Source organism: Pseudoalteromonas sp. PA2MD11, assembly GCF_017808125.1.
Lineage (GTDB): Bacteria > Pseudomonadota > Gammaproteobacteria > Enterobacterales > Alteromonadaceae > Pseudoalteromonas > Pseudoalteromonas simplex.
Genome location: NZ_JADKNF010000001.1, coordinates 218,009 through 237,842, shown reverse-complemented (window position 1 = coordinate 237,842; position 19,834 = coordinate 218,009). Strand labels below are relative to the sequence as shown.

The 19,834-nt window shown below is 41.9% G+C and carries 14 protein-coding genes and 2 tRNA genes; 11 read left to right on the top strand and 5 right to left on the bottom strand.

Going from position 1 to position 19,834, the window contains the following annotated elements:
- The first annotated feature begins 1 nt into the window (after position 1).
- The 3 genes from ISP07_RS00970 (at position 2) to ISP07_RS00960 (ending at position 1,186) form a co-directional block, all read left to right on the top strand.
- Positions 2 to 78 (top strand) — tRNA-Asp (locus ISP07_RS00970).
- A gap of 50 nt (positions 79 to 128) precedes the next feature.
- Positions 129 to 205, top strand: a tRNA-Asp gene (locus tag ISP07_RS00965).
- Positions 206 to 463: 258 nt separating this feature from the next.
- Complete coding sequence (locus ISP07_RS00960; protein ID WP_209326518.1) at positions 464 to 1,186, top strand: helix-turn-helix domain-containing protein; 723 nt, start codon at positions 464 to 466, stop codon at positions 1,184 to 1,186.
- Positions 1,187 to 1,209: 23 nt separating this feature from the next.
- On the opposite strand, the gene ISP07_RS00955 is transcribed toward ISP07_RS00960, so the two are convergent.
- Positions 1,210 to 1,674, bottom strand: a complete 465-nt coding sequence (locus ISP07_RS00955; protein WP_119852042.1) for a sel1 repeat family protein — start codon at positions 1,672 to 1,674, stop codon at positions 1,210 to 1,212.
- A gap of 121 nt (positions 1,675 to 1,795) precedes the next feature.
- On the opposite strand from ISP07_RS00955, the gene ISP07_RS00950 reads away from it, so the two are divergent.
- Positions 1,796 to 3,088 (top strand): NCS2 family permease, encoded by a 1,293-nt coding sequence (locus tag ISP07_RS00950; RefSeq protein ID WP_054551620.1) that lies wholly within the window; start codon positions 1,796 to 1,798, stop codon positions 3,086 to 3,088.
- A gap of 26 nt (positions 3,089 to 3,114) precedes the next feature.
- Here ISP07_RS00950 and ISP07_RS00945 read toward each other — a convergent pair whose 3' ends face one another.
- Complete coding sequence (locus tag ISP07_RS00945; RefSeq protein WP_054551619.1) at positions 3,115 to 3,873, bottom strand: hypothetical protein; 759 nt, start codon at positions 3,871 to 3,873, stop codon at positions 3,115 to 3,117.
- A gap of 297 nt (positions 3,874 to 4,170) precedes the next feature.
- Here ISP07_RS00945 and cysB point away from each other — a divergent pair, with 297 nt between their 5' ends.
- Positions 4,171 to 5,148 (top strand): HTH-type transcriptional regulator CysB, encoded by a 978-nt coding sequence (gene cysB, locus ISP07_RS00940; RefSeq protein WP_054551618.1) that lies wholly within the window; start codon positions 4,171 to 4,173, stop codon positions 5,146 to 5,148.
- A gap of 43 nt (positions 5,149 to 5,191) precedes the next feature.
- On the opposite strand, the gene ISP07_RS00935 is transcribed toward cysB, so the two are convergent.
- The 3 genes from ISP07_RS00935 to pabB all read right to left on the bottom strand — a co-directional run bounded on the left by ISP07_RS00935 (position 5,192) and on the right by pabB (position 8,609).
- Positions 5,192 to 6,568, bottom strand: coding sequence for an L-serine ammonia-lyase (locus ISP07_RS00935; RefSeq protein WP_054551617.1), 1,377 nt, complete (start codon positions 6,566 to 6,568; stop codon positions 5,192 to 5,194).
- Between the two features lie 101 nt (positions 6,569 to 6,669).
- A complete protein-coding gene (locus tag ISP07_RS00930) occupies positions 6,670 to 7,248 on the bottom strand; it encodes an NUDIX hydrolase (RefSeq protein WP_166339455.1) in 579 nt (192 codons plus the stop codon).
- A gap of 17 nt (positions 7,249 to 7,265) precedes the next feature.
- Complete coding sequence (gene pabB / locus ISP07_RS00925) at positions 7,266 to 8,609, bottom strand: aminodeoxychorismate synthase component I (protein ID WP_209326517.1); 1,344 nt, start codon at positions 8,607 to 8,609, stop codon at positions 7,266 to 7,268.
- A gap of 181 nt (positions 8,610 to 8,790) precedes the next feature.
- On the opposite strand from pabB, the gene ISP07_RS00920 reads away from it, so the two are divergent.
- The 6 genes from ISP07_RS00920 (at position 8,791) to ISP07_RS00895 (ending at position 19,793) form a co-directional block, all read left to right on the top strand.
- Positions 8,791 to 10,317, top strand: a complete 1,527-nt coding sequence (locus ISP07_RS00920; RefSeq protein WP_054551614.1) for a fumarate hydratase — start codon at positions 8,791 to 8,793, stop codon at positions 10,315 to 10,317.
- 401 nt (positions 10,318 to 10,718) lie between these two features.
- Positions 10,719 to 11,759 carry a Leu/Phe/Val dehydrogenase gene (locus ISP07_RS00915; protein ID WP_054551613.1) on the top strand — a complete coding sequence of 347 codons (1,041 nt, stop codon included), beginning with the start codon at positions 10,719 to 10,721 and terminating at the stop codon, positions 11,757 to 11,759.
- Positions 11,760 to 11,892: 133 nt separating this feature from the next.
- On the top strand, positions 11,893 to 12,549 hold the full coding sequence (locus ISP07_RS00910) for a CatA-like O-acetyltransferase (RefSeq protein WP_228290469.1): 657 nt from the start codon (positions 11,893 to 11,895) through the stop codon (positions 12,547 to 12,549).
- A 130-nt stretch (positions 12,550 to 12,679) separates the two neighbouring features.
- Positions 12,680 to 15,586 (top strand): ligand-binding sensor domain-containing diguanylate cyclase, encoded by a 2,907-nt coding sequence (locus ISP07_RS00905; protein ID WP_209326516.1) that lies wholly within the window; start codon positions 12,680 to 12,682, stop codon positions 15,584 to 15,586.
- A gap of 90 nt (positions 15,587 to 15,676) precedes the next feature.
- On the top strand, positions 15,677 to 16,501 hold the full coding sequence (locus ISP07_RS00900; RefSeq protein WP_209326515.1) for a M90 family metallopeptidase: 825 nt from the start codon (positions 15,677 to 15,679) through the stop codon (positions 16,499 to 16,501).
- Positions 16,502 to 16,607: 106 nt separating this feature from the next.
- On the top strand, positions 16,608 to 19,793 hold the full coding sequence (locus ISP07_RS00895; protein WP_209326514.1) for an amidohydrolase family protein: 3,186 nt from the start codon (positions 16,608 to 16,610) through the stop codon (positions 19,791 to 19,793).
- Positions 19,794 to 19,834 lie beyond the last annotated feature (41 nt).

Here is a 19,834-nt window from a genome sequence, read left to right as displayed (position 1 = left end):
GGGAGTGGTAGTTCAGTTGGTTAGAATACCGGCCTGTCACGCCGGGGGTCGCGGGTTCGAGTCCCGTCCACTCCGCCATTTGATATCATAAACAAATTAAGTGCATTACCCCATGCACATACCACTGCGGAGTGGTAGTTCAGTTGGTTAGAATACCGGCCTGTCACGCCGGGGGTCGCGGGTTCGAGTCCCGTCCACTCCGCCATTTGTTTTCCTCAAGCAAATGATTATATAAGTCTTTACACTACGCCTTAGTATTTCCTTATACTGAAAACGTATCTCGTATCTCGTATCTCGTATCTCGTATCTCGTATCTCGTATCTCGTATCTCGTATCTCGTATCTCGTATCTCGTAAATTTCTTCCTATCTTGCTAATATTCTTAATTATTCCTATTTATTCAGCTTTTTATATCTGCATGAATAGCAAAGAATGGCGGCTCCACAACAAAAAGGAAATGCGTTATGAGTACATTCGGAACACAACTAAAACACTATCGCAGTGAGCTAAAACTAAGCCAACCAGAATTTGCTGAGCAAGTTGGAATAGAGCAAAGCTACCTTTCAAAACTTGAGAACGATAAATCAGTGCCTTCAAACGACACATTTCGTTCAATATTAACGGCGCTCAATCTAACAATTTGCGACTTTATGGAGCCATTAAAACATTCTGTAGATAAAGCGAGATTGATTAATGTGCCTGACATTGAAGCTTGGTATAAGCAACAAAGTAATAAGCAATTCATTAAACAGCGCTCATTAATCTATATTGCGATACTGTTAAGTGCGCTAGGCTGTGCCATGTTTTATTTAGGGCATCAAGAAAAGCTATTCAATACAACGTTCTATGAGTACAAATCACATGGTGTAGTAAAAGATAATGAACCAGATGGCATTTTTCATGATTGGCGAACGCTACTCGTAGAACAAAGCCGCGAGAAAATAGATGCAAAACGTCGAGAAATGATCAGCAGGCATGATTTTAAGTTTATTATCTCAGCGGACTATAAAGGTATTTCGTTTGTAGAATCTGGCGAGCAAGGCAGGCGTTTATATAGCCTTACTTCAAAAACACCTATTATCAAGCCCCATAAAGGCCATGTGTGGCTTGAGTTTATAGGTATCTTATTGCTTGTAGTTGGTGCAGGTCTCATAACATTTGAGAGTAAACTGACAAGACAGCATTAATGAGTTGTAGAACCTGACGCGTGTTAGCTTGCGTCAGGATCTCGAGGAATTAAATGTGCAAACTGTTGCTGGTGGATTTGTTCGTATAAGGTCGCTGCATAGCTCTGCGCATCATGTAATCTGCGCGTACTGATGTGCTTTCTAAGATCATCAAGTGCAGCCGTTGCAGGTTCATAACCTTGACTACTTGCCAGACTTAGCCACACCGCACCATGAAAAACACTGTGCGGAACACCTTGTCCTTTGATGAAAAACAGCCCCATATAAAATTGCGCTCTATGGTTACCCGCCATAGCTGCTAAGCGCATCCATTTGGCAGCAAGGGGAGGCTGTTCATTTTTTAAATAATACAAAGCTTTGTTTAGTACGTTTTCAACAGATTGAGTACTTTTATCTGGCGCCGACCCTTTATCGGGTTGGGTAATAAAGGCAAGTACATTATCAAGCTGTTGCTCTAAATCTAAGCCTACTGGCGAATTATCAGACATAGTTTAGTTATTTTCTTGAAATAAAAGACCTTATTAGTTTAGAACATTGCAAGGTAAAATGTCCTCTTATTGAGATAAAATATGATAAAATTAGCCAATTAATCTCAACTTAAAGTTCAACATGTTCGAAAGACTTTTCAAAATCACTGAAAACAACACCTCTGTGCGCCGCGAGACTATTGCTGGCATCACTACATTCATTACCATGGTTTACATTGTATTTGTTAACCCTGCCATGCTAGCAGAAGCGGGAATGGACCAAGGTGCGGCATTCGTAGCAACCTGTATTGCTGCTGCAATTGGCTGTTTTATCATGGGTTTATGGGCAAACTACCCATTAGCACTGGCTCCGGGTATGGGCTTGAACGCCTTCTTCACTTATGGTGTTGTTTTGGGCATGGGCTACACTTGGCAAGCTGCATTAGGTGCAGTTTTTATGTCTGGTTGTATCTTTTTATTCTTAAGCCTATTTAAGGTGAGAGAGTGGATCATAGACGCTATTCCACTGGTATTAAAGCGAGCCATTGCCACAGGTATCGGTGCTTTCTTAGCGCTTATTGCATTGAAAAACGCCGGGATTATCGTAGCAAGCCCTGCAACCTTAGTGCAGTTAGGCGATATCACAGCCCCAGGTCCACTACTTGCGATTTTTAGCTTTTTTGTTATTGCAGCACTGTTATACCGCGATATGAAAAGCGGCGTACTTATCAGTATTTTATTAGTAACGGCTATTGCGCTTGGTTTAGACCTTGTGGAGTATCAAGGAATTATTTCAATGCCGCCTTCAATTGCACCAACCTTTATGCAATTGGATTTTGCAGCAGCATTCGAAATCTCAATGCTAACAGTGGTATTTGCGTTCTTATTTGTTGATTTGTTTGATACTTCAGGCACTTTAGTTGCTGTAACGCAAAAAGCAGGTATTGCTGATGAACAAGGTAAAATGCCTCGTTTAGGTCGTGCATTAAGCGCTGACAGCACAGCTACCATTGCAGGCTCAATGCTTGGTACGTCAACAACAACGTCTTACATTGAATCAGTAGCAGGTGTGTCTGTGGGCGGCCGTACAGGTCTAACTGCTGTTGTTGTAGGCATTTGTTTCTTGTTAATGATGTTCTTTGCGCCACTTGCTGGCATGATCCCAGCTTATGCAACGGCAGGTGCAATTTTATATGTAGCTGTGTTAATGATGCAAAACTTAAAGCTGGTAAATTGGGATGATATGACAGATGCCATTCCAGTGAGCGTAGTATTATTAATGACGCCGTTAACTTTCTCGATTGCTCACGGTATTGCGCTTGGTTTTATTTCTTATACTGCCGTGAAGTTGGTATGTGGTAAAAAAGATGAAATCAGTATTAGTGTGTGGGTATTAACAGCGCTGTTTATTGTTAAGTTTGCGTTTTTATCTTAATTTTCACAAAGCAAAGAAAAAGTGGTTTACCACTTTTTCTTTGGTGCGAATAACACGTCTAAATCGTCCTGCTCTTGTTCTGCTTTCTTCTTTAGTGACGTCGCATTTGATGCTTTCAACTCAGAGCTAATCGTTTCTAAATAACCTTCAACTTCTTGTCTTTTCGAGTTTACATATTCATCGCTATAGCTAACTGAGTTAAGCGTTGCCAGTGCTTTTTCGAAATACTGTCTGGCAGAGCCCACCATATTTGCTGAGCGAGCTGAAAGCCCACGCTTAATTTGGCTTTCTACGTTGATTCGAAGTTGTAGTTTTTCAAGGCGTTTATCTTCGGCAACAAATATTTGACTCTCGATTTTACCTTTACTATGTTCAGAGCGTAGCACTGCCCTTAGTTTTTTTATTCCTTGAATTAAAGAAATAAGCTGCTTATCGTTGTCTGGTAACACTAATGAGTCGCTATTATTCGCCTCAATTGGACCCCCTAAACGCTGTTTAGCTTCATTTAAGCGACTTTTGAGTTCCTTAGAACTTGGAGAGAGTTGTACCATACTTGCAAGAGCATCATATATACGGCGCTGAATAATACGTAGAATATTCTCAGACATGGGAATATTGGCACTGTTAAGCAGCACGTCTTCTGCTTCTTCAATGATTTTCTTTTGCTTAGTTAACTCTTTGCGGCGCTCTGCTTCTTGTTTTTCTTTGTGTTGTTGCACAGCACTGACCCATAATGCGATCACAATTAATGCAACAATGAGCATGATGATGATAGAAACAATCATTACTAAATCTCAGTTTTAACTATCTAATTTTTTTATATTACCTTAAAAAGATTAGATCTGAACAGTTTTGCGGTAGTTATCTCGAATAAACTTATTAAGTTTACTACTTTATAATGAGTATAGCGCTAAACTAACATCTTTATTGAATATTTTGCGAGTAAACACGGCTACCGAGCATTAATTTAATGTGTTAGCCTTAGAAACAATCGATATAAATGTATAGCGCGATGAAATATCGCTTGGCATTGCGCTTTGCAGCCTTTATAAATAAACAATAACAACGTTTACAATGCAGCCATGAAACTACAACAACTCAGATATATAGTCGAAGTCCAAAATCATAAACTGAATGTCTCAGCGACAGCCGAAAGTTTATTTACCTCGCAACCGGGGATCTCGAAACAAGTTCGTATGCTTGAAGACGAACTGGGCGTACAGATCTTTGGCCGTAGTGGCAAACACCTTACCCATGTAACCAGTGCCGGTAACGAAATAATTAATATTTCGCGAGAGATATTGTCGAAAGTTGAAGGTATTAAAGCGGTTGCTAATGAGCATACTTTGCCTGATCAAGGTAAACTTAACATTGCGACTACTCATACTCAGGCTCGTTACGCATTACCGAATGTTATTCAAGGCTTTATGAAAAAGTACCCGGCAGTTTCTCTGCATATGCATCAAGGAACGCCACAGCAAATTTCTGATGCGGCAGCACGCGGTGATGCTGACTTTGCCATTGCGACTGAGGCACTACATTTATACTCTGATTTAGTTATGTTGCCGTGCTATCACTGGAATCGCAGTATTGTTGTGGCAAAAACACACCCGCTTGCGCAAAAGGCTGATAACTTAACGGTTGCCGATGTGGCTAAATACCCACTGATAACTTATGTGTTTGGTTTTACTGGTCGTTCTGAATTAGATAAAGCCTTCAATGCTCATGGCCTTGAGCCGCATATTGTCTTTACTGCAACGGACGCTGATGTCATTAAAACTTATGTTCGTTTAGGGCTAGGTGTGGGTGTTGTGGCGTCTATGGCGATTGATCAAATAACAGATACTGATTTAGTCTGCATTGATGCAAGTCACTTATTTGAAGCGAGCACCACTAAAATTGGTTTTCGAAAAGGCAGCTTCTTACGTAGCTACATGTATGACTTTATTGAGCGTTTTGCCCCGCACTTAACGAAAGAGCTGGTTGAACGAGCAAGTTTATTACGTAACCAAGAAGATGTTGATAAGCTATTCGAAAACATTGAGTTACCAGTAAAATAGAGATAAGAAAGCCGCTTTAAAGCGGCTTTTTATTTTGCTTAAATTAACACTCGATGATATTAACTGCTAAGCCACCGCGAGCGGTTTCTTTGTATTTCGTTTTCATATCATTACCTGTATCGAGCATGGTTTTAATGACCTTATCAAGGGTTACTTTTTGCTCTCCAGAACCACGCATTGCAAGGCGTGACGCATTAATTGCTTTAATTGAGCCCATTGCATTACGTTCAATACACGGTACTTGTACAAGACCGCCAACAGGGTCACAAGTTAGACCTAGGTTGTGCTCCATGCCGATTTCAGCGGCGTTTTCAACCTGTACAACATTACCACCCATGATTTCAGTTAGTGCACCCGCTGCCATTGAGCAAGCAACGCCCACTTCACCTTGACAACCAACTTCAGCCCCCGAAATTGACGCATTCTTTTTATATAAAATACCAATTGCTGCCGCCGTTAATAAGTAACGAGTAGCAATATCACGGTCTACTTCTTTAATGAAAGTGTGATAATACATTAATACTGCTGGCAAAATACCTGCAGCACCATTGGTTGGTGCGGTAACAACACGGCCGCCGGCAGCGTTCTCTTCGTTTACAGCAAGGGCAAATAAATCAACCCAGTCCATCGCACGTAATGGGTCGTTGTTTACTTCAATATTTAATTTAAGGTGTAAACTAGGGGCACGGCGCTTTACTTTTAATCCGCCTGGTAAAATCCCTTCTGTACGCATACCACGCTCAATACAGGCTTTCATTACTTGCCAAATATTAAACAGCTCATCCTTGATGTCTTTTTCGCTGCGCAGGGTTTTTTCGTTATGCATCATAAGTGTTGATACACTAAACCCTGATTCACGGCATAGCTCTAATAACTCTTTAGCTGTGTTAAACGGATAAGGCGCTGGGTTTTCTTCGCGAATTTCGAGTGCTTTTTGTTTTTCGTTCTCGAACTCTTCATCACTGACGATAAAGCCGCCACCGATTGAGTAATACACTTTGCTGAATAACTTTTCGCCATTTTGGCTAGCAATGATTTCCATTGCATTTGAGTGTTTTGGTAGAGTTTTACGACGATGAAATACAATCGCACCTTGCTTAGGGAAATTGGCTTTATGGCTTTGGTTTAAATAAATAACCTGCTCTTTTTCGATTTTTGCGAGGATATCGTCGACTAAATCAGCATCAATGGTTTCTGGATCATAACCGGCAAGGCCTAAGATCACAGCTTTACCAGAGCCATGGCCAATACCTGTTTGACCGAGTGAGCCAAATAGCTCAACTTTAATATCGGTGACGTTTGCAAGTAAGTTTTTTTCTTCTAGTTCGTTTACAAATAAACGCGAAGCGCGCATCGGGCCAACTGTGTGAGATGACGATGGGCCAATACCAATACTAAACATATCGAATGCACTGATCATAATTTGCTACTCATTTTTCTATTAACGGCATACTACCTGCCTTTGAACGGTGCCACATGATAACGTTTAAACGTGTCTGTGTAACCCTAAAAGCAGGATAATTAAACTGGTAGGGCGAGCTGCTTGATAAAGTTATTAATAATGCTTGCTGTTGCTCCCCAAAGCAGACCATGGGGGGTCATCAAGCCTTGCAAAGTAATGGTTTTACCATTTCGCTCAAAGGGGAGGGGTTGCCAATTTTGTTGATTACTTAAATAAGATAAGGGTAGTAAAAAACTGGCAGCAACTTCGTTGGGATCTGCTTGCCATGTTGTGCCCTCACTAAGGACACACACAAAAGGTTCAATAGTGAAACCGGTTAGAGTCGCGTATTGATGTAATTTACCGTGGACAGTCACTTGGTGTGTCGCAATATTAAGCTCTTCATTGAGCTCTCGAAGGGCGGTGTGCAGCAGAGTGTCATCTTGTTCTTCATACTTTCCACCCGGTAAGCAAATCTCCCCCGGGTGATGAAGTAAATAACTAGGTCGCTTGCACAATAACAAATGCGCTTCGTCGTTGACATCAAGCAGAGGTAACATTACGGCACTGGCACGCTTTTCGGCATTAAAGCGAATGCTAGCTGGGCGCTCTGTGGTTTGACTTAAACTAAAACGGGCAATTATTTGCTGGCTATTCAAGGTGGTTACTTCAACTTTTACTTTAATAAAGGCAGTATTTTATTTACTTTATCGTAAGTTTCTTGGTACTCCAAGTCGACCTTTGAATCAGCCACAATACCACCGCCAGCCCAGCAATAGATTGCACCTTTGTGACACACTAAAGTACGGATTGTGATACTGGTATCCATCTTGCCACAGGCACTCAAGTAGCCAATTGAGCCGCAGTACACACTACGACGATGCGGCTCGAGCTCTTCTATAATTTCCATAGCGCGAATCTTCGGCGCTCCGGTAATTGAACCACCCGGGAAAGCGGCATGAATTTGGTCAACGGCATCTTTTCCATCCGCTAATTCTGCGCGCACAGTACTTACTAAATGATGCACAGCCGGAAAGCTTTCAATGGCAAATAACGAGGGAACGGTGACGCTACCTGGGCGAGCCACTTTGCCTAAATCGTTGCGTAGCAGATCAACAATCATGACATTTTCTGCGCGGTCTTTTTCAGATTGTTGTAAACGGGTTGCTTGCGCTTGGTCTTGTTCAGAGTCAGCCAAACGAGGGAGGGTTCCTTTAATTGGCTTGGTTTCTATTTGGCCCTGATTAATAGCAATAAAACGCTCAGGGGAGATAGATAAAATAGCGCCATCAGGGTGATTTATATAGCTTGAAAACGGTGCTTTATTCGCTTCTCGAAGTTGTTTATAGGCTTGCCATGTTGAACCAGAAAACTCAGCTTTAAAACGCTGTGCAAGGTTGATCTGATAGCAGTCACCACTTTTTAAATAAGCTTGAATTTTCTCGAACTTTTCGCTGTAGCTGGCTTTACTCATGTTTGATTGCCAGTCGCTTTGTAGCGCGAATTCTGCACTTGCTGGTGTTTCGTTTAGGTGCTGCTGGTATAGCGCTAAGCGATTATGATTTGGCTGACAGACGTAAAACCAGCTTTGCTGTTGCTTATCATAAATAAGGGCATCTGGATAAAGGCCAATAGCCATTTGCGGCATGTTAATGTCGTTTTCGGCAGTAGTTGGCATGCTTTCAATCACGCGACCTAAATCATAACCAAAATAGCCAAGCCAACCACCTGTAAAAGGCAGGTTATTAGCGTTTGCTGTGTGATTAAATTCCTGAAGGCCTTCTTTCATCAAGCTAAAACAATCACTTGATTGTGCTTTGCCGTCGACAAAGCAGGTATTTTCACGCACTTCTAATTGCTTTAAAGGGGCAATAGCGATGATATCGAAGCGGCTATTCACATGTTCGCTATTGGCTGAATCGAGCAACACGGCATGGGGCAAATGAGCAAAATGACTAAATAGCGCGATGCAATCACCACTTAAATCTAATTTTATGCACAAATTTTCATCGTTTATCATCTACATTGCCCTGAATAACTAGCCCGAAACGGGCGAGGAGGGTATCATAAGTTAAATTTGATTGGCAGCGTTATGATTTCCTTTATAGTGATGCCATGACTAACCCGTAGAGTAAATCTTCGTCACCGGTTTACTCAGGATCACGTACAGCGCTACGCGATAAAAACTTAAGGAACCCGTAATGAGTACAATTCGTCAGCAAGACTTCATTGATAGCATTGAAGATGCATTGCAATACATTTCTTTTTATCACCCTCTCGATTTCGTACAGGCCTTAGAAAAAGCTTACAACAAAGAGCAAAGCAAAGCGGCAAAAGATGCCATTGCGCAAATTTTAATTAACTCTCGTATGTCTGCTGAAGGTAAACGTCCACTGTGCCAAGATACAGGTATCATTACTTGTTTCGTAAAAGTAGGTATGGATGTTAAGTGGGATAAAACAGACATGACTGTTCAGCAAATGGTTGATGAAGGTACACGTCGCGCATACTTAAACCCAGATAACCCATTACGTGCATCAATTGTTGCAGACCCTGCTGGTACGCGTAAAAACACCAAAGACAACACGCCATCAGTTGTTCATATCGACTTAGTGCCAGGCGCTGAAGTAGAAGTAATGGTGGCAGCGAAGGGCGGCGGCTCAGAAAATAAAACGAAAATGGTTATGCTTAACCCATCTGATGATGTGGCTGCATGGGTTGAAAAAACATTACCAACCATGGGTGCGGGCTGGTGTCCACCTGGCATGCTAGGTATAGGTATTGGTGGTACTGCAGAAAAAGCTGCGGTACTTGCTAAAGAGTCATTAATGGATCCGGTTGATATTCACGAGCTGATTGAGCGCGGCGCTGAAACAACTGAAGAAAAAATGCGTATCGATATCTTCGAACGTGCTAATAAGTTAGGTATTGGTGCTCAAGGTCTTGGTGGTTTAACAACCGTAGTTGATGTGAAAGTTAAAACGGCACCAACTCACGCAGCATCAAAACCAGTGGTAATGATCCCGAACTGTGCAGCAACGCGTCACGTTCACTTCACATTAGATGGTTCAGGCCCAGCCGATCTTAAAGCGCCTAAACTTGAAGATTGGCCAGAAGTTACATTTGAAGTAGGCGAAGGTACACGTCGTGTTGATTTAAACACACTGACTAAAGAAGACACGCAAGAATGGAAGATGGGTGAAACGGTTCTTCTGTCTGGTACTATCTTAACGGGTCGTGATGCCGCGCATAAACGTTTACAAGATATGATCCAATCAGGTGAAGGTTTACCTGAAGGCGTTGATTTTGATAACAAGTTTATCTACTACGTTGGCCCTGTAGATGCAGTGGGTGATGAAGCGGTAGGTCCTGCTGGCCCTACAACTGCGACTCGTATGGATAAATTCACTGATATGATGTTAGAAAAAACGGGCATCATCGGTATGATTGGTAAAGCAGAGCGTGGTCCTGCTACAGTAGAATCAATCAAAAACAATAAATCTATCTACTTAATGGCAGTAGGTGGTGCAGCTTACCTTGTATCTAAAGCAATCAAGAAAGCACGTGTTGTTGCGTTCGAAGATTTAGGTATGGAAGCAATCTACGAGTTTGAAGTAGAAGATATGCCAGTAACCGTTGCTGTTGATAGTGAAGGTGCCAATGCGCATACGCAAGGCCCTGCTATTTGGAAAGCAAAAATCGAAGAACTTGATGGCAAATTAAAGTAACTATCTTGAAACTCTTTTCATAAAACGGCGCACCTGCGCCGTTTTTTTTCAGCTCTGACCAGTCTCAGCTATTTCTCTAACATCTCTTTAAAAGCTGATTTTACTTGGCTTTATCGGCATAATTTTTTTGTCATTTTTTCTTTACGCTATACTTACCTTTACGTTCACGTAATAAAGTTGGCGATGTTAATATTTTGTTTTGAATTAACAATGCTTAATGCGTACGTTGACTGGTATATTTTTTCCATAAAGTGTTAGTTTTTGAGTTGTTATTTCGGCCTGAGAACTTTGCTTAGTTTTATCATCTCATTTAGTGGTAAGGGAGCATACGAAGTGATAAAGTCTCGGCACTTTCAGCGCTCACACCCCTTTAGGGTAAGAAAATTTCGGAGTATTTAACTGTGGCTGTATTTAATAAAGTCGACTTTGATAACCACGAGCAAGTGGTGTTTTGTTCAGATAAAGAATCAGGCCTAAAAGCTATTATCGCGGTTCACAATACCAAGTTAGGTCCAGCGGTTGGTGGTTGCAGAATGTGGGACTACACAACTGATGAAGATGCTGTTACTGATGCACTTCGCTTATCAAAAGGTATGACCTACAAAAATGCTGTGGCACGTTTACCATTTGGTGGCGGTAAGTCAGTGATCATCGGTAATGCTAAAGAAATTAAATCAGAGCAACTTTTCCGTGCATTTGGTCGTCAGTTAGAGCGTTTAAGTGGTAGCTACTATTCAGCTGAAGATGTAAACATCACTTGTGATGATGTGGCTATCATGAATAAAGAAACTAACTATGTATTAGGCCTTGAAGGTAAAAGTGGTAACCCTTCACCGTTCACAGCATATGGTACATTCTTAGGTATTAAAGCGGCGTTACAACATCAACGAGGTCATCAAGATCTTGCTGGTATCAAAGTAGCGGTGCAAGGTTTAGGTGCAGTAGCATATGGCCTTTGTAAACACCTACATGAAGCGGGCGCAACATTATTTGTAACAGATATCAACGAACAAGCTGTTGAGCGTGTTGTAAATGACTTCAATGCAACGGCTGTGGGTATTGATGAAATCTACGACTTAGATGTTGATGTGTATGCACCATGTGCACTTGGCGCAACGGTGAATGACACGACTATCCCGCGTTTAAAAGCAACAATTATTGCAGGTTGTGCGAATAACCAATTAGCAGAGTCTCGTCACGGTGAGATCATCCGCGAAAAAGGTATTTTATACGCACCAGATTACGTCATTAACGCAGGTGGTATCATCAACGTTTATTACGAAACTGCACCAGCAGGTTATAGTGCAGAAGCATCAACGAAGCACGTTGAAGGCATTTTTGATACGCTAACAGAAATCTTTGCTCGCTCTGAAAAAGAGCAAAAGTCGACGCATTTAATTGCCGATGAACTCGCATTAGAAATCATCGAAAACGGCTTATAATTTAGTAAATCGATAAATTTACAGGTAAAAAGGTGCGCAAGTCGCACCTTTTTTGTCTCTGTTATTTATCGCAACAAAATGACGAAGGCTAACTATCTCGGTACACTCGGTTTTTAAATCTCGAGGACGCCTAATGAAAACTCAGCCTTGTGAAATAACCCCAATCAATCTTGATACTTGGCCTCGTAAGCAGCATTTCGCTTTTTTCAAAGAATTTTCTCTGCCATATTTTAATGTATGTGTTTCACTCGATATGGCGGCTCTATATAACAAGTGCAAAGCAGAACCGTATTCGTTCTTTCACAGCTATGTTTACCTAACACTTGAAGCATGTCATGACTATGCACCAATGCGTCAACGTATTATTGATTTGTTGCCCGTACAACTGTCATCTGTAAGAGGCAGTGTGGTAGAGCTTGCAGAAGATGAAACTTTTCGTTTTAGTTATTTTGAAAAACAAGCGTCGATGGAAGATTTTTCAAAGCACGCGATTGCTGTGGGTATAACAAGTAAAGCAAAACCATTTTTCTCTGATGCATTTGCTGCAACAGAAGGGCAGCCTGATCTTATTCATATCTCAGTGCTCCCATGGCTTAATTTTACCGGCTTCTCGCATGCGGTGAGTGAAGGGCATGGTCTAGGTATACCCAAGTTTGTGTTTGGCCAATATGACGTACAAACTGGCAAGATGCCGCTTTCAATCGATGTGCATCATGCTTTGATGGATGGCCTGCATGTAGCAAGATTTGTGAAAATACTGCAAGAAAAAATTACTAATTTCTGTAATTGATTCTTGCTAAATGTTATCGAAGTAAGTAAAAATTGCAACTAATGTAGTATTATCTGAAGTTAGGGATGACTTTACTTCGCATAACTACATCACTGAATAGAACGATAATAAATATCAGGGTTTTAGTTTAATGGTGCGGGTAGTTAGTTGTATTTTCCTTTTTTTATGTTTCAGCGCAGTTGCAGAATCTGCACGCCTCTCTTTAAGTGACTATTTTACAGAGACTTGGAGTACTCGCGCCGGCCTTCCTCACAATAGTATAAATGGTGTAGCGCAAACCAAAGATGGTTACATATGGATAGCAACTTGGGAAGGGCTTGCCCGTTTTAATGGTCGCGAGTTTAAACTCTTTACTCGAACAGAAATACCTGGCTTACCTGATTCTGGCCTACGTAGCCTTATTGCAATGGAAAATGGCGATTTATATATCGTGGGTGCCCGTGGTGGCATTGCGCTTCGCTCACAAGGAGGGTGGCGCGCATTACCAAGCTCATCAGCCATGGTTAATCATGCACTTGTTACTGAACAAGGTGAGCTTTGGTTGGCACTTGAAGGGCAAGGTATTGTATACCGCGCTTCTGAAACTGCCACTGAGCAAAAACTGCTTGATAAGTTAAGTGCCTACCGCCTTTTACAAGACAAAACAGGCGTGATTTGGGCTGCGACCAGTGATGGTCTTTATCAAATTGAGAATAAGCAAGTTAGTAAGATCAATGAAGACTCAGGGCTTCCAAATGCTTCTGTGTTTACCTTGTTACTAACGGAGTCAGGCACTTTAATTGTCGGCACTGAAAAAGGGGCATGGCAAAAGAAAAATAATAAGTTTGTTGCTATTAATCCCGTCCTTAATAACGAATCAATTGCTAGTTTACTCGAAGATGCACAAGGCGATTTGTGGTTTGGCACCATCAATAAAGGGGTATTTAGACTTAGCAGTTTAGGCCTTGAAAACTTAGCGGCAGATGATGGCTTACCCAACAACCGTATTTTATCCTTATTGCTCGATCGGGAAAAAAGTATTTGGGTTGGCACGAATGCCGGGTTATTCCGCCTGCGCGAAGCACCATTTACGAATTGGAGCCAAAGTCGTGGGCTTGCATCTGATTATGTGCGTACCGTGTTATCGCATTCTGATGGCAGCTTATGGGTGGGCAGTAGTAATGGCTTAAATCGTATTGAAAATGGCAAGCTCACAACCCTTACTCAAGCCTATGAAAAAGACCCACTATCCGTTTTAAGTTTAACCGAAGATAAGCTGGGCGGAGTCTGGCTAGGCACTTATACTGCCGGTTTAATGAAAGTGGTTAATGGGCAAATTTACCCAGTAAAAAACCGCAGTAATGGCCTGATCAGTAACGAAGTTCGCGCTGTGTTGTTTGATGCTTTTGATAATCTATGGGTTGGTACCGCTGCAGGCTTAACCAAGATAGACCCAGCAGGGCAAATTCATTCGTTTACCACGGAGGATGGCCTAGCCGGTGATTTCATAATGGCCCTTGTCGAGGATGACCATGGTAGATTATGGGTTGGCACGGGCGTCGGTGTGTCCATTTTTGACCCAGCGACAAAGCAATTTAAAACACTTGAGTTTCCAACGCAGTTCAGCACTGAGTATGCATTCGGCTTTTACTTAGATGGCGATAAAATGTGGCTTGCAACCGATAGAGGTCTCGTTCGTTACAATCTCAGTACAGATAAAATGAGCTTATTTGGTCGAGATCAAGGTTTACCGGTTGATAAGCTGTTCCAAGTCATTGAACAAGGTGATTCATTGTGGCTGACTAGTAACCGCGGTGTTATTCAAGTCAATAAAGCTCAGTTAGTTGCACTTTTAGACAACCCTGAAAAAGTTCAGCCAATGAGTGTTTCTATGCAGCTTTATGATGAAGGCGATGGCATGCTTAGCGCGCAAGCTAATGGTGGTTCAAACCCTGCTGCTGTACTTCATTCAGATGGACAAGTATGGGTTGCCACAGCAAAAGGCGTTGCTATCGCGACACCAGAGCGTTTAAAAGAAGCCAGTAAACGCCGACTATCGACGGTTATTGAAAGCTTCGAAGTCGATGGCAAACCCATGACTTTACCCGTTGGAAATGAGGTGTTGAGCTTGCCTGCGGGTGTTTCTCGTGTTTCGTTTAATTACGCTGGGCTTAGTTTTATTATGCCCGGGCGTTTAAACTACCAAACGCAATTAAGTGGTTACAATCAACAATGGGTAGACCGGGGGCGCTTGGCCATTACCGAATACACTAATTTACCACCGGGTAACTATACCTTTAAAGTGCGCGCAGGGTATCCAAATAGTGATTGGCAAGATAATGAACAAGTATTGCGGTTTAAAATAGCCCCTTATTTTTGGCAGAAAACCAGCTTTAAATTATTTATCATAGTTGCAGTGCTTTTTGCTGCTTATGCCATTTATAAATACCGCTTATATCATTACAAGCGCATTGAAATTGAGTTAACTGAAAAAGTTGAACAGCAAATGCATGATTTGCAAACGCAAGCCGATGCCTTTGCTCATTTAGCTAATCATGACCAATTAACGCAATTACCGAATAGACGTGCCTTTGATATATGGTTGTCTGAAAACTTTAGTCAGTTCCAACGTGATAATAAAACGCTTAGTATTGCCATTATGGATATTGATCACTTCAAACTCATTAATGATAATTTCTCGCACTTAATTGGTGATAAAGTGATTTGTGAAATAGCTCGTTTACTGCGCATGAACTTCCCTGATGAAGGTTATGCGGCGCGTTGGGGCGGTGAAGAATTTACCTTGTTGTTTCCATACAAAAACGCTGAAGAGGCCGCAAGATTGTGTGAAATTATCCGTTTAGAGATAGCGGGTTACGATTTCTCAGAATTAGCAGATAGCCTTTCTGTAACGGTAAGTTTTGGTGTGGCAGATAACGCGCAAGTTGCAGACTACGACCGCTTGCTATCACACGCCGACAACGCTTTATACAATGCAAAGAATAACGGCCGGAACCAAATTTTTATTTATAATCAAGGCTGTATTACGCTCGATTAATCAGCTTTTCAAATAAAAATGTGTGTAAACAATTGATCTTTTTTTGTTTGCACACATTAAAGTATCAAGATTGTTTTTTAGGCGATAGTAATGCTTAACCTGGTTTTGATACTTTTTTTAATAATTTTTGTTGTGTGTTACTGGCGCTGGGACGATATCCGTAATCACTTTTGGCAGAAAAAATACCTTAATAACTCCCTCAATGTTCAGCAAAAAAATCTGCTGTTAAAATATATGCCTATCTACCGAAAGATGACGGATGCCGATCGTGAAAAGTTGGAGCGTCACATCGTTTGGTTTTTAAATGAAAAACGCTTTATCGGTTGTGATGGTCTTAAGCTTAATGATGCAATGAAGCTGATTGTGGCAGCCGATGCCTGTGTTTTAGTGCTTAATAAACCGTGGCCATTGTATCGTAATGTACAAGAGATCCTGTTATATCCAAGCGCGTATTATGCCCCGCAAACTTCCCGCGATAATGCCGGACTTGTTAGTTATCACAATACCGTGCGTCAAGGTGAATCATGGCCAGGCGGAACGCTGGTATTGAGTTGGCATGATGTCCTTGAAGGGAATCGCTTACCAAGTGATGGTCATAATTTAGTATTTCATGAATTTGCTCATCAGCTCGACCAAGAAACCGGCCAAACCACAGGCACGCCATTGCTTTCGAGTAACGAGGATTACCAAAAGTGGGCAAAAGTATTTAGCCGCGCCTTTAATCAACTTAAAACCCATTTAGCTTATGGCATGCCTCATGTTATTCATAGCTATGGCGCGACTAATGAGGCAGAGTTTTTTGCTGTTATCACCGAAACCTTTTTAGAAAAACCCGCTGAGCTCAGGCAGTTTGACCCAGAAATTTATCATTTACTGGTTGGCTTTTATCAGTTTGATCCGATTGCGTGGCATTAGTCGACTATTTACGTCTGTTTAACACGAATCACTGGAATCTTGCTATGCTATTTGGTGCAATCTTAAAAGTGTGCATATAAGCAAAACAATAAAAAGTGAGATTTCAATGAAGAAAATGCTTCATACAGCGCTCGCTGTATCGATTTCACTTGCTCTAACTGGGCAAGTGGCGGCAGCTGAGCAATCAAATGACGACAAATGGCAGGTGGACGCACCAAAAGGCCAATTCCTAGACGCTAAAATTAGTGTTGAGCAGGGCACGTGGATGAACGTAGATATTAGCCCTGATGGTAAAACAGTGGTGTTTGACCTACTCGGCGATATTTATACCATGCCAATGTCAGGTGGCACTGCAACTCAATTAACCAGTGATATTGCATGGCAAATGCAACCACGCTTTAGCCCTGATGGTAAGCACATTGCGTTTACTTCAGACCAAGGAGGTGGCGATAACATTTGGGTTATGGATTTAAATGGTGAAAACCAAAAAGCCGTAACGAACGAAACATTTCGTTTGTTAAACAGCCCAGCTTGGAGCCCAGATGGTGACTACTTAGTTGCACGTAAGCACTTTACTGCAAGCCGCTCTCTAGGGGCTGGTGAAGTATGGCTTTACCACAAAGCGGGTGGTAAAGGTGTGCAACTAACTGCACGTGAGAACGACCAAAAAGACTTAGGCGAACCAATGTTCTCACCGGATGGTCGTTATGTTTATTTCTCGCATGATGCAACGCCGGGTAAAACATTCCATTACTCTAAAGATTCTGTAGCGGGTATTTATAAAATTAAACGCTATGACCGTGAAACTGGCGAGATTGAAACAATTATTGATGGCATGGGTGGGGCTATTCGACCAACACCTTCACCAGATGGTAAAAAGCTTGCGTATATTAAGCGCGATGATTTCCAAACAAGCTTGTACTTATATGATCTTCACACCGGTGAGCATACTAAGCTGTATGGCGAGCTTGAGCGTGATATGCAAGAGACATGGGCAATTCATGGCGTATACCCAACAATTGCTTGGACACCAGATAACGAACAACTGGTCTTTTGGGCGGGTGGTACCATTCATAAGCTAGATGTGGATGATAAGTCTGTCTCGACTATTCCATTTAAAGTTGAGACCAATAAGCAAATTCAAAAAGCCGTGCGTTTTACACAAAACATTGATAGCGATAATTTTGATGTGAAAATGCTGCGCAATGTACAAATTTCACCGGATGGTGAAACGGCTATATTTGAAGCGCTAGGTCATATTTATAAACGTGATTTAGAGTCTGGCAAAGTGAAGCGCCTGACTAAGCAAGACGACCACTTTGAATTATTCCCGCAGTTCTCTCGTGATGGTAAGAAGATTGTTTATACCACATGGGATGATAACGAACAGGGCTCAGTACGTGTAGTATCTGCGCGCAGTGGCCGTGGCGATACCATTACTAAAGAGCCGGGTAAATATGTAGAGCCAACTTTCAGCCCTGATGGCAAAACAGTTGTTTACCGTAAAGCGTCTGGCGGTAGTATCCTTAACCCAACATGGTCATTAGAGCCAGGCATTTACTCAGTAAGTGCTAAAGGCGGTAAAGCGACGCTAATCACTAAATCAGGCTATCAGCCGCAATTTGGTGCAGCGAATGACCGCATTTATGTGATGAGCCCTTGGCCGAAACCAACATTAAGTGTTGTTGAGCTTGAATCAAAGCAAGTTCGTAAACTTTACGAGTCAGAACATGCTACAGAGTTTAGAGTATCACCAGATGGCCAATACTTAGCGTTTGCAGAGCGTTTTAAAGTATTTGTTACGCCATTTGTTGAGCGTGGCAAAACCATTAATATTGGCCCGAAAGATAGCCAATTCCCAATTGAGCAGCTTTCTGTTCGCGCGGGTGAAAACATCAGTTGGAGTGGCACAAGCGATAAACTTTATTGGAGCTTAGGCCCAGAGTTATATCATGCCAGCCTAGCCGGTTTATTTGATATTAACCAAAATGCAGAGACTGACTTTAAAGTTAAAAGCGGCGACAACATCGGTTTTACAAAAACCATGGCGGAGCCTAAATCAATCTTTGCGTTAACTGGTGCGCGTATTATCACCATGAACGGTGAGCAGGTTATTGAAAACGGCGTTATTGTTACTGATGGTAAGCATATTAAAGCAGTTGGTAGTAAAGACAGTGTTGCTATTCCTAAAGGTGCAGAAGTAATTGATGTAACTGGGAAGACAATTATGCCGGGTATTGTTGATGCACATGCGCACGGCTCGCAAGGCAGCGATGAGATCATTCCACAGCAAAACTGGAAGAACTTAGCGGGTTTAGCGTTAGGCGTGACAACGATTCACGATCCATCAAACGACACCACAGAGATTTTTGCTGCAAGTGAAATGCAAAAAGCAGGCATGATTGTCGGCCCTCGTATTTTCTCAACGGGTACCATTTTATATGGTGCAAATATGCCAGGTTATACATCGCATATTGACTCGTTAGAAGATGCTAAATTCCATCTTGAGCGTTTAAAGAAAGTAGGTGCGTTTAGTGTTAAATCATATAACCAACCTCGTCGTGAACAGCGCCAACAAGTTATTGAAGCAGGTCGTGAACTTGAAATGATGGTCGTGCCTGAAGGCGGTTCATTACTGCAGCACAACTTAACTATGGTAGTTGATGGTCATACGGGTATTGAACACTCAATTCCTGTTGCCAATATTTACGATGATATTCGCCAGCTTTGGTCTCAAAGCGATGTGGGTTATACGCCGACACTCGGTGTAGCTTACGGTGGTATTTGGGGTGAAAATTATTGGTACGACAAGACAGATGTGTGGAATCACCCACGCTTAAGTAAGTTTGTACCAAAGAATCAGCTTTTACCTCGTTCAATGCGTCGTGTTAAGGCGCCCGATCATCACTATAACCACTTTAACAATGCCCGTGTTGCTAAAGAGCTGCAAGACTTAGGTGTTTTAGTAAACCTAGGTGCTCACGGTCAACGTGAAGGTTTAGCGGCACATTGGGAGATTTGGATGTTTGCGCAAGGTGGTATGACACCACTTGAAGCAATTCGTGCAGCAACCTTAGATCCTGCTAAATACATTGGCCTTGATACCAACATCGGTTCTCTTGAGCCGGGTAAACTTGCCGATTTAATTGTTATTGACGGTAACCCGCTAACTAACATTCGTGATACAGATAAAATCGATTACACCATGATCAATGGTCGTTTATTTGATGCTGCAACCATGAACGAAGTGGGTGAGAAAAAACGCGAAAAGCTATATTTTGAAAAAATCTAACATAGCAAAAATCTAAACTGAAAGCGGCCATTGTGCCGCTT